15 protein-coding genes are annotated in these 12,887 nt (G+C 69.3%); 8 read left to right on the top strand and 7 right to left on the bottom strand.

Features of this window, described 5'->3' with window-relative positions; genetic code table 11:
- Positions 1-492 (bottom strand): Tn3 family transposase (locus ABD340_RS43665; protein ID WP_425547535.1); only part of this gene is annotated, 492 nt, incomplete at its 3' end.
- A gap of 733 nt (positions 493-1,225) precedes the next feature.
- Here ABD340_RS43665 and ABD340_RS43670 point away from each other — a divergent pair.
- The 3 genes from ABD340_RS43670 (at position 1,226) to ABD340_RS43680 (ending at position 3,007) form a co-directional block, all read left to right on the top strand.
- Positions 1,226-1,669, top strand: coding sequence for a carbohydrate ABC transporter permease (locus ABD340_RS43670; RefSeq protein ID WP_344597568.1), 444 nt, complete (start codon positions 1,226-1,228; stop codon positions 1,667-1,669).
- Positions 1,670-1,730: 61 nt separating this feature from the next.
- Positions 1,731-2,501 carry a carbohydrate ABC transporter permease gene (locus ABD340_RS43675; protein ID WP_344597569.1) on the top strand — a complete coding sequence of 257 codons (771 nt, stop codon included), beginning with the start codon at positions 1,731-1,733 and terminating at the stop codon, positions 2,499-2,501.
- A gap of 44 nt (positions 2,502-2,545) precedes the next feature.
- Positions 2,546-3,007: a hypothetical protein gene (locus ABD340_RS43680; protein ID WP_344597570.1), complete on the top strand. Its 462-nt coding sequence runs from the start codon at positions 2,546-2,548 to the stop codon at positions 3,005-3,007.
- Positions 3,008-3,053: 46 nt separating this feature from the next.
- On the opposite strand, the gene ABD340_RS43685 is transcribed toward ABD340_RS43680, so the two are convergent.
- The 3 genes from ABD340_RS43685 to ABD340_RS43695 are packed head-to-tail and all read right to left on the bottom strand — an operon-like array spanning position 3,054 to position 5,868.
- Positions 3,054-4,469 carry an Nramp family divalent metal transporter gene (locus ABD340_RS43685; RefSeq protein WP_344597572.1) on the bottom strand — a complete coding sequence of 472 codons (1,416 nt, stop codon included), beginning with the start codon at positions 4,467-4,469 and terminating at the stop codon, positions 3,054-3,056.
- Positions 4,466-4,957, bottom strand: a complete 492-nt coding sequence (aroQ, locus tag ABD340_RS43690; protein WP_425547533.1) for a type II 3-dehydroquinate dehydratase — start codon at positions 4,955-4,957, stop codon at positions 4,466-4,468. The genes ABD340_RS43685 and aroQ overlap by 4 nt, the downstream gene beginning before the upstream one ends.
- The gene (locus ABD340_RS43695) at positions 4,945-5,868 is read right to left on the bottom strand and encodes a shikimate dehydrogenase (RefSeq protein ID WP_344597573.1); all 924 of its coding nucleotides are present in this window, start codon (positions 5,866-5,868) and stop codon (positions 4,945-4,947) included. Before ABD340_RS43695 ends, aroQ begins: the two co-directional genes overlap by 13 nt.
- Positions 5,869-5,978: 110 nt before the next feature.
- Here ABD340_RS43695 and ABD340_RS43700 point away from each other — a divergent pair, with 110 nt between their 5' ends.
- The 5 genes from ABD340_RS43700 to ABD340_RS43720 all read left to right on the top strand — a co-directional run bounded on the left by ABD340_RS43700 (position 5,979) and on the right by ABD340_RS43720 (position 9,907).
- Entirely contained in the window at positions 5,979-6,779 is an 801-nt protein-coding gene (locus ABD340_RS43700; protein ID WP_344597575.1) for a 2-keto-4-pentenoate hydratase, read from the top strand.
- Positions 6,779-7,225 (top strand): carboxymuconolactone decarboxylase family protein, encoded by a 447-nt coding sequence (locus ABD340_RS43705; protein WP_344597577.1) that lies wholly within the window; start codon positions 6,779-6,781, stop codon positions 7,223-7,225. The genes ABD340_RS43700 and ABD340_RS43705 overlap by 1 nt, the downstream gene beginning before the upstream one ends.
- Complete coding sequence (locus ABD340_RS43710) at positions 7,218-8,174, top strand: VOC family protein (RefSeq protein WP_344597578.1); 957 nt, start codon at positions 7,218-7,220, stop codon at positions 8,172-8,174. The genes ABD340_RS43705 and ABD340_RS43710 overlap by 8 nt, the downstream gene beginning before the upstream one ends.
- Positions 8,171-9,019, top strand: a complete 849-nt coding sequence (locus tag ABD340_RS43715) for a sugar phosphate isomerase/epimerase family protein (protein WP_344597580.1) — start codon at positions 8,171-8,173, stop codon at positions 9,017-9,019. Before ABD340_RS43710 ends, ABD340_RS43715 begins: the two co-directional genes overlap by 4 nt.
- Positions 9,020-9,232: 213 nt before the next feature.
- Entirely contained in the window at positions 9,233-9,907 is a 675-nt protein-coding gene (locus ABD340_RS43720; RefSeq protein WP_344597582.1) for a TetR family transcriptional regulator, read from the top strand.
- Positions 9,908-9,928: 21 nt separating this feature from the next.
- Here ABD340_RS43720 and ABD340_RS43725 read toward each other — a convergent pair whose 3' ends face one another.
- From ABD340_RS43725 to ABD340_RS43735, 3 genes are read right to left on the bottom strand one after another with little or no spacing between them, the layout of a single operon-like run.
- Positions 9,929-10,558, bottom strand: coding sequence for a cytochrome P450 (locus tag ABD340_RS43725; protein ID WP_344597584.1), 630 nt, complete (start codon positions 10,556-10,558; stop codon positions 9,929-9,931).
- Positions 10,559-10,567: 9 nt separating this feature from the next.
- Complete coding sequence (locus tag ABD340_RS43730; RefSeq protein ID WP_344597585.1) at positions 10,568-11,167, bottom strand: histidine phosphatase family protein; 600 nt, start codon at positions 11,165-11,167, stop codon at positions 10,568-10,570.
- On the bottom strand, positions 11,164-12,654 hold the full coding sequence (locus ABD340_RS43735) for an FGGY-family carbohydrate kinase (protein ID WP_344597586.1): 1,491 nt from the start codon (positions 12,652-12,654) through the stop codon (positions 11,164-11,166). The genes ABD340_RS43730 and ABD340_RS43735 overlap by 4 nt, the downstream gene beginning before the upstream one ends.
- Positions 12,655-12,887: the final 233 nt, after the last annotated feature.

The following is a 12,887-nucleotide window of genomic DNA, read 5'->3' on the forward strand; positions in this document are numbered from 1 at the left end:
TACCGAGCCCACCCGACCACGCATTTCAGCTACTTGATCCCACCATCTGAGAACGCATTCGCCCTGGCCGCAGGGAGGCCGAGTGACCGGATGCCGCCGCGGACGACGAGATCTGCCCAGCGTTGGGAACAGAGAGTGGCAACGTGGCCGCGGGTCGTGGAAGGGGGCAGTTCGGCGCGGGTGAAGGCGTAGCGGCCAAGGGAAGTTGATGTGGTCGTAGCAGATGGGTGAGAGCCGGGCGCACATCTCGTCGGTGGCGGAGAACCCGTCGGCGCGCAGCTGCTTGACCGCGGCGTCCAGGTAGAGGCTGTTCCACCACACCACGGCGTTGAGCGCCAGGCCGAGGGAACCGATCTGGTCTTCCATGCCCTCGCGGTAGCGCTGGCGGAGCTGGCCGCGGTTGCCGAAGGCGATGCGGCGGGCCAGCCGGTGGCGGGCCTCCTGGACGTTGAGCTGGGTGCCGATCATCCGGCGGTATCCGTCGTCGGAGATGAACTAGAGCAGGTGCAGAGTCTTGAAAATCCGGCCGAGGCACACGCCTGCGTCGATGTGTTCCTCCGTGCGTACCGGCCTGTCGGCCGCTGACGCCAGTCATCGTCCCCTGGACACCGGTCACGATGACCGATGCGTCACCGGGAACCCCCGCCTAGCGTTGCCACACATCGACAGCAACGCCAACAACGAGGAGACGGCAATGACGAAGTACTTCCTGAGCCTCCCCCACGACTCCGCCGAGGAACCGACGATGGAGACCATGGACCCCGCCGAGCTGCAGGAGATGATGGCCGAGGTCGGTGCGTTCAACACCGCCCTTCAGGAGGCGGGCGCGTTCGTGTCCGCAGGGGGCCTGCACCCGCCGTCGAGCGCGACCACGGTGGACTACACAGGAGACAGCGGACGTCGCTGCTGGACGTCAGCTCCTCCGGGCTCACGCTCGGGTTCCGCGGCGGCCGCAACTACGCCGACCTTTTCGACGAGACCGACCTCCCGGGGGTCCTGTTCCGGACCGTGCTCTGGGTCGTCGGCGTCGTGGCCGCGACCGTCGTGCTCTCGCTGCCGCTGGCGCAGCTGCTCAACGCCCGGTTCCCGGGGCGGCGGCTGGTCCGCTGGGCGCTGATCGTGCCGTGGGCCGCCTCGGTGCTGATGAGCGCGCTGATCTGGCGGTGGATGCTCAACGACTCCTACGGTCTGGTCAACCGGGGACCTCGGCCTGATCGGCCGGCCGGTGAACTGGCTGGCCGACCAGACCTGGGCGTTCGCCTGGATGATGTGGGTGGCGGTGTTCGTCTCGCTGCCGTTCACCACCTTCGTGATACTCGCGGGCCTGCAGACCATCCCCGGCGAGGTGTACGAGGCGGCCCGCGTGGACGGGTCGGGAACGCTGCGGACGTACTTCGCGATCACACTGCCGCTGCTGCGCCCCGCGCTGATGGTCGCCGCGATCATCAACGTGATCAACGTGTTCAACTCGTTCCCGATCATCTGGGCGATGACCCAGGGCGGCCCCGGGCACGCCACCGACACCACCACGACATTCATGTACAAGGTGGCCTTTCTCGACCAGCACGTGGGCGAGTCGGCGGCCATGGCGGCGGTGAACTTCGCGCTGGTCCTGACCCTGGTGCTGATCTATCTGCGGGCCGTGCGCCGGCGGGAGGAGACCCTGTGAGCCGGCGAGACGCCTCCGGCCGCGCCCCCTGATCATCACGGGCCTCGGCTGGCTGGTCGGCATGGTCTTCCTGGCCCCCTATGTCCAGATGCTGATCATCGCGCTCAAGCCCCGCCGGGAGCTGATGCAGTCGCCGCCGGGCTATCTGCCGACGACGTGGGAGTGGTCGAACTTCGTCCACGTCTGGGAGGCCGCGCCGATCGCCACCCATCTGAAGGTGTCGCTGGTCGTTTCGGCCGCCTCGACGGCGCTGGCACTGGCGGCGGCACTGCCCGCGGCGTACTACACCGCGCGCCGCCGGTTCCGCGGGCGGGGCGCCTTCCTCCTGCTGGTTCTGGTCACCCAGATGTTCGCGCCGACCGCGCTGCTGATCGGCATCTACCGGGAGATGGTGGTCGTCGACCTGACCGACACCTATGCCGCGCTGATCCTCGTCAACGCCGCGTTCAACCTGCCGTTCTCAATCTGGATCCTGCACGCGTACTTCTCGAGCATCCCGAGAGAGTTGGAGGAGGCGGCCTGGCTGGACGGCTGCGGACGGGCCACGGCGATGGTCCGGGTCACGCTGCCGCTGTCGCTGCCCGGCGTGGTCACCGCAGTGATCTACACCTTCATCGGCGCCTGGAACGAATACGTCGTGGCGCTCACGGTGCAGGCCACGCCGGAGCGCCGGCCGCTGACCGTGGCGATCCCGTCCTTCGTCACCCAGTACCAGGAGCAGTGGCAGTACCTGTTCGCCACGTCCCTGATCGCGATCGTGCCCGTGGTGTTCCTGTTCATCGTGATCGAGCGCTACCTGGTCAGCGGCCTCACCGCGGGCGGCGTCAAGTAGGTCGGGCCCGTCTGGGGGGCTGGGCGGCCATCGTGCCGTGACGCGTGTGCTTTTCCCACGATGTTCAGGGCGGCCTTGGTCTGCGCCAACTCGCGAGCCAGTTTCTCTTTTTCCTTGCGCAGTTTTTCGTTCTCGATTTCGGCGGCGCTGCGGGCGGGCTTGCGCCGGCAGCAGCACGGTCTGACGCCGGGCAGTTGACATCGTCGGGATCGGCCCGACCGACGCCCAGGAAGGAGAAGTCGCCGGAGCAGGCCGAACTGGAGCGGCTGCGCAAAGAAAAAGCGCGGCTGGACCGGCAGAACGCCGCCATGGCCAGGAAGATCAAGCAGACCGAGGCTGCCCTGGACATCATGGGAAAAGGTATCGCTCTTGGAAACGGTGTCCGAGAGCGCGGCTGCCGAGAATTCGTGAACACCTGCCGGGCCGGCACCTGCGCTCTGCTGGCCGAGCACTTGCCGATCACCGCCTCGTACGCATTGACGGGTCTCTCGCGCTCCGGATTCTAGCGGGTGCCCTCAGCCCCGGGTTGGGTTGAGGGCACCCGACGTAGGGTCAGAGGTTCTGGAGTTGGGTGATGACCATGGCGATGGCGAAGAAGCCGTAGAAGCAGATCGCGATGACCATGGTCACCAGGCGTACGCCGCGGATCCGGACGGCGCGGGGCAGGTCCTTGGTGTTGAGGCGGATCAGCAGGATCGAGTAGAGCAGGGTGACGACCGAGGCGGCGCAGGTGGAGACGACGAGGAGTCCGATGGGCTGGTCGAATCCGGACAGCAGGATGATCGAGCCTAGGACGATCTCGGTCCACACGACGGCCAGGTAGAGGCGGGCCTCGGTCCAGCGGGTGGAGCGCATCAAGTAGTTGCGGCGCAGGAAGTCCGAGGCGACGCGGCCGATGACGTCGAGCAGGCCCATAGCCGCCGCCCACAGCGAGACCGCGGCGATGGCGAAGAAGAGGATCTTGAGCCATTCGCCGACCTCGGCGGCGAAGATGTCCCCTTGGATGCGCAGGAACGAGGGGTCGGATTCCAGGTCGTCGCGGCCGAACAGCGTCTCGTAGGCCAGCAGGCACATGACGCCGATGGTGACGATGCAGACCAGGACGAAGGTGGTGAGGTGCTCGATGTTGGCGCGCTTCCACCAGATCCGCCAGCGGGTGAGGTTGTCCTCGGTGTCGGGGAAGCTGTAGCGGTCGCCGCCGGAGGCCTCTTCCTGGCCGGTGATGGGTGAGATCAGCCGGGGGACGTGAGCGCCCATGCCATAGCGCTTGTCGCGGATCCAGTTGCTCAGGACGAGGTTGTGCACGCCGCCGGCGCCGGCCGCGCCCAGGGCGCTGAGGATCATGGTGAAGGTGATGCCGTCGGGGATCTGCCCGAAGCCGGTGACGGTCTTCTCGGCGCCCTCGCCCCAGGTGGACAGGGAGATCACGAACACCACGGCGATGGCCAGGAAGAACAGGGTCAGGGCGACCTTGACGGTCTCGACGCGTTCCACGGTCTTGTAGATGACCTTGGAGAAGGTCAGCAGAACACCGATGGCGACCAGGACGGTGACCGAGATCCAGACCGGGTCGCCGCCGCCGACCAGGTAGGTGAACACGGTCGAGCCGCTGGTGGCCCAGCCGGGCCAGACGTACTGGAACGCCCCGGCCAGGCAGATCAGGATGCCCCAGCCCTTCCACCAGCGGGAGAACCCGGCCACTGCCGTCTGCCCGGTGGCCAGGGTGTAGCGCTCGATCTCCATGTTGATGACGAACTGGATGGCCAGCGTGACCAGGGCCAGCCACAGCAGCCCGAGCCCGCCGATCGAGGTGAGGTAGGGCCACAGGATGATCTCGCCGGCGGCCAGGCCGATCCCGACGGCCACGATGCCGGGGCCGACCATGCGGCGCAGCGGCATGGGCTCGGGAAGGTTCCGGACGGGGCCGGTCTGCGCGGCGGGGCCTGGCGGCTTGGTGTGCTGGCTCATGTGATTCTCCGGAGGGTGGTGGGGGTGGCGGGGAGCGGGCCAGGGGCGGCCAGAAGGTGGGCGATGTGCCGGAGGGCCAGGAGGTATCCGTGCGTCCCGGCTCCGAGGATCACCGCGTCGGCGACCGCGGAGATGTAGGAGTGGTGCCGGAAGTGCTCGCGGCGGTGGGTGTTGGTGATGTGCACTTCGACGGTTGTGAGGCGGACGGCTGCGATCGCGTCCCTTAGCGCCACGGAAGTGTGCGTGAGCCCGCCGGGGTTGATGACGATCGCCTGGCATTCGGTGCATGCGAGGTGAATCTGGTCGATGAGGGTGCCCTCGTGGTTGCTTTGGGTGAATCTGACGGCCAGGCCGTGCTCATCGGCGGCCTCGCGCACCTCTTTCTCGATTTCGGCCAGCGTCGTGGTGCCGTACTTGTCGGGTTCGCGGGTGCCGAGCAGGTTGAGATTGGGGCCGTTGAGGAACAGCACCGGCTTCAGGCCGGGCATCGGCGGTCTCCCTCGATCCGGCCGCGCCGCTGCGCGAGGAGGCTCCGCAGGTGCCCGAGCATGCGGCCGGTGTCGGGCGGCAGTCCGGTGATCAGCTCGAAGGCGGCGGCCGCTTGGAACACGCACATGCCCGCGCCGCCGGTCGTCCGCAGATCGCGGGAGCGCGCCGCCTGCAGCAGCGGCGTGTCCAGCGGCATGTAGACGATGTCGACCAGCCAGAGCCCGGGACGCAGTAGATCGACGGGCATCGGTGTGCCGGGGTGGGCGCGCATGCCGACCGGGCTGGCGTTGACCACGCCGTCGGCGGATGCGAGCGCCTCACCCAGGTCGTCGGGGGAGATGCCGGTGATCCGGTCGGCGCCGAACCTGGCGGCGAAGGCCCGTACCAGCTCGGTGCGCCTGGCGGTGTCCGGGTCGGCGACGGTCAGCCGCTCCGTTCCGGCCGAGAGCTGGGCGTAGGCGCAGGCGGCTCCGGCACCGCCGGCGCCGAGTTGGACGACATGGCGGGTCGGGGCGCCGGGCAGCCCCTGCCGGAACGACTCGGCGAACCCCGTGGCGTCGGTGTTGTGCCCGATCCTGCGCCCGCCGTCGAACACGACCGTGTTCACCGCTCCGATGTCGGCAGCCTGCGGCGAGAGCCGATCCAGATGAGGGATGACCTCCTGCTTGAACGGGTGGGTGATGTTGAGGCCGGCGAAGCCCGAGCTCTCGGCGTCACCTAGCAGCCGGCCCAGATCGGCCGGAGTGCCAGGGTCCTCGACGTCGATCAGGTCATAGGACAGGTCGAGCCCGTGATGGGGGCCCTCGGCCTCGTGCAGCGGCGGCGACAGCGACGCTGCGATGCCCGAACCGATCAGCCCGTACCGGCAGGGCCGCATGGTCCGCACCTCGGCTGCCGGGTGCCTGCTCATACGGGTCCTCCGGTGTGGGTGGTTGTGGCTTGACTCACCTGGCATAATGTACGAACTAGTACGAACGAACACAAGACCTGGGCTTATACCGGGCCGGGAAGGTGGAGCACATGATCGAAGTTGCGGGCCCGGCCGGCTGGACGGTCGAGCGCGCGGTCACCGAGCTGCTAGATCGCGAGACCGGCCGCCGGGCCGGAGGCCGCCTCACCGACCGGTGGACCGAGCTGGATCTGCCCACCGCCTACCGGGTGCAGGACGCGCTGGCGCGGCGCAAGGTCGAGTCCGGCGAGACGATCGTCGGGGTCAAGCTCGGCCTCACGTCACGGGCCAAGCAGGAACGGATGGGCATCGCCTCGCCGCTGACCGCATGGCTGACCGACGTGATGGTGCTGCCTGAGGGCGAACCGATCCCGCTGGGCTCACTCATCCATCCCCGGGTGGAGCCGGAGATCGTCTTCGTCCTCGGTGAACGGCTGGCGGGACCGGGGGTGACCGCCGCGAGCGCGCTGTCCGCGGTGGCGGCGGTGCATGCCGGCTTCGAGGTGATCGACAGCCGCTACACCGACTTCAGCTTCGCGCTGCCGGACGTCGTGGCCGACAACGCCTCCTCTTCCCGTTTCCTGGTCGGCGCCACCGGCCTGCCACCCGACCGTCTGGACCTCGCCGCGGAGGAATGCCGACTCGCCATCGACGGCAAGGTCGTCGACTGGGCGACCGGCGCCGCCGTCCAGGGGCACCCGGCCGAGGCGCTCGCGCTGGCGGCCAACGCCCTGAGCGAGCGCGGCATCGCCCTGGAAGCCGGCTGGACCGTCCTGACCGGCGGGCTCACCGACGCGGTGTTCGCCGAACCCGGGCGCCATATCTCCGCGGCTTTCACCCACCTGGGCTCCCTGACCGTGACCGGAGCCTGATGCCCCACCACACCGATCCGCACGCCAACGATCCGCACGACGACAGGAGCCACATGGAGCAGCGGCCCGAGACCATCGAGGAGTACCGCGCGACCTACGAGGAACTGGTGGGGTTCGTCCCGCCAAGGGTGCAGGCCCGGTTCGCGGCGTCGTCGGAGGCCAACCCGGAGGCTCTTCTGGCGCAGGAACGGCTGCGCAATCTGATCATGTATCCGGAGGTGCTGGACCAGAAGACCGTCCAGCTCGTGCTGTTCGGCATCCTGCACGCCAAGCTCAGCGACGCCGCCAAGCTGCACGGGCTGGCCGCGCGGCGCGCCGGGGCGAGTTGGGAGGAGTTGCGCGCTGTCATCGACCTGGCGTTCCTGTTCACTGGATTTTCGGCCGCCAACCGCGGGCCGCACCTGCTCGCCGAGATCGCACAGATGGAGACCCGCACCCATGAGTGAAACCGCCGAACCGATGTACGAGCTGGCCCATCTCGGGCACGCCGAACTGCTGACCCCGGTGTACGAGCAGAGCCTGGAGTTCTTCGTCGAGGTTTACGGGATGGACCTGGTCCAGGAGTCCGGCGGCAGCGCCTACCTGCGCGCTTGGGGCGACCACGACCTGACCACGCTGAAGCTGACCGCCTCCGACCGGGCCGGGCTGGGCCACGTCGGCTGGCGGACGATCAGCCCGCAGGCCCTGGACCGGCGCGTCGCGGCCCTGGAAGCGCGCGGCGTCACCGGCGAGTGGATCGACGGCGATGTCGGGCACGGCAAGGCGTACTCCTTCCGCACCCCCAGCGGGCAGCGCAACGAGATCTACTACGAGACCGAGAAGTACCAGGCAGCGCAGGGCAAGAAGTCCTACCTGCCCAACCAGCCGCAGTCCTCGGTCACCCGCGGAGCGGCCGTCTCACGCATCGACCACATCAACGTCCTGGCGCACGACATCCCGGCCGCGCGCGAGTTCATGTGCCAGACGCTCGGCTTCAAGCTGCGCGAGCATCTGATCCCGCCGGACCAGTCCGAGGCGGGTGCCTGGCTGAGCCTCATGAACAAGGCTCACGACCTGGCCATCACCCGTGAACCCGCCGACACCACCGGCCGGCTCCACCACCTGGCGTACGCGGTAGAGAACCGGGAGGACGTACTGCGCGCCGCCGAGGTCTTCTGCGAACTCGGCACCTTCATCGAGTTCGGCCCCGCCAAGCACTCGCGGACTCAGGGTTTCTTCCTGTACGTCTACGAACCCGGCGGCAACCGGATCGAAGTGTTCGCCGGCGGCTTCCACATCTTCGCCCCCGACTGGGAACCGGTCACCTGGACCACCGAAGGGCAAGGCCGTTCCACCGCCTGGGGCCTGGACGTACCCGCCAGCTTCCACACCCACGCCACCCCCGTACTGCGATGACACCGGCACTGACCGCCAGCTTTGTGACGCTCTCGGGAGCCGGCTTCGCACAACCGGCCCGGGTCCCGTTCGCCGAACGATGCCGCGCCGCCGCCGCGGCGGGCTTCACCGGCATCGGGCTGCACGCCGACGACTACCAGAGCATGCGCATCGAAGGCATGGGCGACAACGACCTACGTGCGCTGCTCGACTCCCACTCCCTGGCGCTCAGAGAGGTGGAGTTCCTCAACGGCTGGGCCCACTCCGCCGACGACTCCACCGCTGTCGACGGCACCGGCGTCTTCAGGGAACTCGGCGCGGCGTTTACCCCCCACCACGTCACCACCGGCGAGTTCGGCCCGGACGCCCTCGACGTCCGGGCCGCTGCGGCCAGGCTGCGCGCGGTCTGCGCGCACGTCGCCGATCTGGGCCTGCGGGTCGCGGTGGAGGCCTTCCCCTGGTCGGGCCTGAAAGACGTGGCCACGGCACGTGCCATCGTGCAAGCCTCAGGCGCCCCCAACGCAGGACTCATGATCGACGTCTGGCACTTCTACAACTCTCGCTCCACCCTGGCCGACCTCCAGGGCCTGCCGCCCGACCAGATCGTGGCCGTCCAGCTCAACGACGGCCGCATCGTCGACGACGACTTCCTCACCGAGGCACGGCGCGGACGCCTGCTCCCCGGTGAAGGCGAACTCGACCTGCCCGGACTACTGACCGGGCTACACGAACTGGGCTTCCGCGGCCCCTACTGCGTCGAGGTCAACCACCCCGAGTTTCGGGAGCTTCCCGTGGAGGAAATGGCGGTCCGAGCCTTCACCTCAGCCACCACGGCACTGCAGCCCCTCCCCCAGGACTCCGGCTGATCATCTGATCCGTTGTCACTGAGGGACGGGCAGGGACGCAGCTCCAGCGCTACGGTGCCGCCCAGCGGCTCACCGACCGATCCGGCTGACCACAACCGGCGCAGCCACCCCGGCACGGCGGGCCATCCGGCAAGCACAGGGCCTTCAGCGAGGAAGGGCCTCACACGCACCATAAAATGGATCGTTCGCCGGTCAGCCGTTCCATGGAGCCACATGCCACCCGAGCCCCTCACTCCCGCTGCACAGGCACGCCAGCGCGACGCCGAGCGCACCCGGGCCGAGATCCTGGAGGTCGCCCAGCGCGAATTCGCCAGGCACGGGTACACCGGGGCCAGAGTGGACGACATGGCCGAGCTCATGCGCGCCACCAAACGAATGATCTACTACTACTTCGGCGGCAAGGAACAGCTCTACATCGCCGTCCTGGAAAGGGCCTACAACCAGATCAGGGCCGCCGAGGCCACCATCGACGTACAGCACCTCGCCCCCATCGAGGCCATCCGCACACTGGCCCAGCTGTCCTTCGACCACCACGACGCCCACCAGGACTTCATCAAGCTCGTCGGCATCGAGAATATTCACCACGCCGAACACCTGCGTAAGTCAGACCTTCTGACCAACCTCGGCACGCCCGCGACCGGCCTCATCTCCCAGATCCTGGACGCCGGACGCGCCAGCGGCGACTTCGTCACCGACGCCGACGCCATCGACGTGCACATGATGATCAGCGCGTTCAGTAACTTCCGGATCTCCAACCAGCACACCTTCGGGACCCTGTTCAAACGCGACCTGAACGCCCCCGAACACCGCGCCCGCCACCGCGAAATGATCGGCGAAATGATCGTCGCCTACCTCACCGGCGCCGGACGCCGCACACGCGATCACTAAGGAGGCGGCTCACCTCCCCGGTCAGGGGGCGAGGACCACGGGCAGGCGCTTGATGCCACGGATCATCCTGGAGCGGAGCCGCTCGTCCGGCCCGACGATGCTCCAGTGCCCGAACCGGTCGACGAGTTCGTCGAAGAGCACACGTGCTTCGACCCGGGCGAGGGCGGCGCCGAGGCAGAAGTGCTCGCCGAACCCGAACGCGAGGTGCGGGTTGGGGTCACGAGTGACGTCGAACTCCTCCGCGGTCTCACCGAAGACCCGTTCGTCCCGGTTCGCGGCCCGTACAGCATGATTACCTGGTCTCCGGGCGCCAGGTGACACCCGGCGACCTCGGCGTCGGTGAGCGGAATTGCGCGTCAGCCCAAGAAGGGCGTGGGTGATGAGGTTGCGGGTCGTCTCGTTACCGGCACCGAGCAGCGGGTAGCAGAGCATGTGCAATTCGTGAGCGGACAGGGCGTCACTCTCAGCCTCGACGAGCGCGCTCACGAGGTCGAACGGTTCGCCGGTCGGGACGTCGTCGAGCGCTTCCCGGACGATGCCGCGAACGTGAGGCTCCAGCAGGATTGGGTCGGTGCACTCGCGGCGGACACTGCCGACCCAGCGTTCGGCGAACGCGCTGGTCCGGCCGGCCGGCGAGGTTCGCGAGCACATCGCCGCCCGTCATGGGATGGGGACGTTGTAGCTCATCAGAGCGGCGCTCTGGTCCGTCATCCTCAGTTCGGTGACCGCGCAGTTGTGCACCTGCGGGAACACCGTCCGGTACTTGGAGGGGGCTATTCCCAGGAGCCCGCACAATGTCAGCCGCAGCAGTGTGTTGTGCGCGACCACCAGTACTCTCTCGTCCCTGTGCCGGGACGCCGCGCGCCGGAGCGCCGCCATGCCCCGCTCGACGGCCTTGCGGGGGTCCTCGGCTCCGGGGAACGCGCCGTCCACCGGGTCGGCGAGGAACGCCTCCACGTCGTCCGGCGGCAGTTCGGCGAGGGTGCGGCCTTCGGCCGAGCCGAAGTCCAGCTCGGTCAGGTCGCCGTCGATCAGGAGCGGTAGGCCCAGGGCGGTCGCGGCCGGTGCGGCCGTCGCGCGGGAACGGCTCAGCGGGGAGGCCCAGACCGCGTCCACGCGGGTCCGCGCGGCCCAGCACCCGAGGCGTTCGGCCTGGTCGCGGCCGGTGCGGGTGAGCGCGATGTCGCTCACCCCCGCGTAGCGGTTGTCCTCGTGCCACTCGGTCTGGCCATGCCGGACCAGGTAAAGGGTGGTGCTCATCCCCGCGTCACTTCCGCTTCCGGGCCGGTGGCCGCCTCGGCCGGCAGCCAGCCGCGTCGCCGGAGTTCGTCCAGGAGCCGGTGGTAGGGGGCGGTGAAGCGTTCGGTCAAGCCGGGCCGGGGCTCCAGGACGGTACGGATCCGCACCATCGCCCCGGCGATCTCGGCGGGCGACCGGTCCGCCGTCGTCCCGTGGGCGGCCAGCACCGCCATGCCCAGTGCGGCGTCGGCGTGCTCGGGGATGAGGACGGGACGGCCGAGGACGTCCGCGCGGAGCTGGGACCAGTAGCCGCTGCGCACCGCTCCGCCGGTGAACGTCACTGGTCCCTCGACCGCCGCGCCGAGCCGTCGCACGTAGTCCAGCGCCAGCCGCTCCACCAGGGCAACGCCTTGGAGCAGCGCGGCGTGCCTGTCGCCCTCGTCCACCGGAGTGCCCAGGACGAAGCCCTGGGCCTGCGGCGCCAGGAAGGGGAAGCGCTCGCCGGGCGACACCAGCGGGTAGGCCACCGCGCTGGACGGCTCGTACCGGGCCGCCAGGGCGTCCAGCCGGGGCAGGTCCGCGACGCCCGCGAAGACGCCCGCGCCCGTGCTGGACGCGCCGCCGGGCAGCCATGTCCCGTCCAGGCCGCGGTGGCTGTACATCACCCCGGCCGGGTCGCGGACGGGGGACGGGGTCACGCCCTTGAGGACGAGCGTCGTGCCGAGCACCGAGTTCCACTGCCCGACCCGCAGTGCCCCCGAGCCGAGCTGCGCGGCGCAGCCGTCGGTCATGCCCGCGACCACCGGCGTGCCGGCGGGCAGCCCGGTCTCCTCGGCGGCCCTCGCGCCCACCGTCCCCAGGACCGTTCCGGCACGGACCACCTCGGGAAACAGCGTGCCGGGCAGGCCCAGCCGGTCGTGCAACTCGCGCGGCCACCGCTCGTCCAGGAGGTCGTAGCCGGTCTTCAGGGCGTGGCTGGCGTCGGTGGCCACCGGCGCGCCGACCAGCCGCCCGGTGATCAGGTCGGCCTGGTGGGCGAGGCGGGCGGCGGCCGGGTCCAGCCCGCCGGGACGCTCGCGGGCCAGCCACAGCACCTTGGCCAGTGCCCAGGACGGCTGGACGCGGTGCCCGAGCCGGTGCCACAGCGCGGCCCCGAGCTCCTGCGCCAGGTGCGCCTCGGCCGTCGCGCGGCCGTCGTCGTACATGAGGCCGCCGGTGAGGGGGCGTCCGGCTCCGTCGGTGAGCAGGACCGTTCCCGAGGTGCTGCACACGGCCAGGCCGCGGACCGCCCGCGGGGGCAGGCCCCGCAGCGCCTGGCGGGTGGCGAGGGTGGCGGCGGTCCACCAGTCGTCGGGCCGCTGCTCGTGGCGGACGCCGTCCCGCCGCCCGGTCAGGGGCGCGTCACCGCGGCCGGCCACCCGGCCGGCCGCGGTGACGGCGAGCGTCCGGACCCCCTGGGTGCCGACGTCCACGCCGACCCAGACAGGTTCGGGCGAGGGCTCTCGCACGGTATGTCCCTCTCGACTTATCACTCTGAAACGTGAAGTTAAAATGCCAGAACACCATATCAAGTGCAGGAGCGCAGCTGTAAAGCCCATGACGTGGACGGCCTGGAGTTGACGTCGTTGGTATCGGTGTTACAAGCTCGGCGAAGTCGGTGCGAGGATTGTTAACATCACGTTCCCGGAACCGCCGATTCGGTACAGCCGACACCCGCCCTGGAGTGCGCGGCCACGAGAGG

Source organism: Actinomadura vinacea (genome assembly GCF_039532545.1).
Classification (GTDB): domain Bacteria; phylum Actinomycetota; class Actinomycetes; order Streptosporangiales; family Streptosporangiaceae; genus Spirillospora; species Spirillospora vinacea.

Coding starts and splice junctions, on each gene's coding strand:
- ABD340_RS43675 (WP_344597569.1), top strand. CDS start 1,731: ATGGTCTTCCTGGCCCCCTATGTCCAGATGCTGATCATCGCGCTCAAG.
- ABD340_RS43715 (WP_344597580.1), top strand. CDS start 8,171: ATGACACCGGCACTGACCGCCAGCTTTGTGACGCTCTCGGGAGCCGGC.
- aroQ (WP_425547533.1), bottom strand. CDS start 4,957: ATGCCCGGCCTGAAGCCGGTGCTGTTCCTCAACGGCCCCAATCTCAAC.
- ABD340_RS43705 (WP_344597577.1), top strand. CDS start 6,779: ATGCCCCACCACACCGATCCGCACGCCAACGATCCGCACGACGACAGG.
- ABD340_RS43730 (WP_344597585.1), bottom strand. CDS start 11,167: ATGAGCACCACCCTTTACCTGGTCCGGCATGGCCAGACCGAGTGGCAC.
- ABD340_RS43700 (WP_344597575.1), top strand. CDS start 5,979: ATGATCGAAGTTGCGGGCCCGGCCGGCTGGACGGTCGAGCGCGCGGTC.
- ABD340_RS43720 (WP_344597582.1), top strand. CDS start 9,233: ATGCCACCCGAGCCCCTCACTCCCGCTGCACAGGCACGCCAGCGCGAC.
- ABD340_RS43685 (WP_344597572.1), bottom strand. CDS start 4,469: ATGAGCCAGCACACCAAGCCGCCAGGCCCCGCCGCGCAGACCGGCCCC.
- ABD340_RS43725 (WP_344597584.1), bottom strand. CDS start 10,558: ATGTGCTCGCGAACCTCGCCGGCCGGCCGGACCAGCGCGTTCGCCGAA.
- ABD340_RS43710 (WP_344597578.1), top strand. CDS start 7,218: ATGAGTGAAACCGCCGAACCGATGTACGAGCTGGCCCATCTCGGGCAC.
- ABD340_RS43695 (WP_344597573.1), bottom strand. CDS start 5,868: ATGAGCAGGCACCCGGCAGCCGAGGTGCGGACCATGCGGCCCTGCCGG.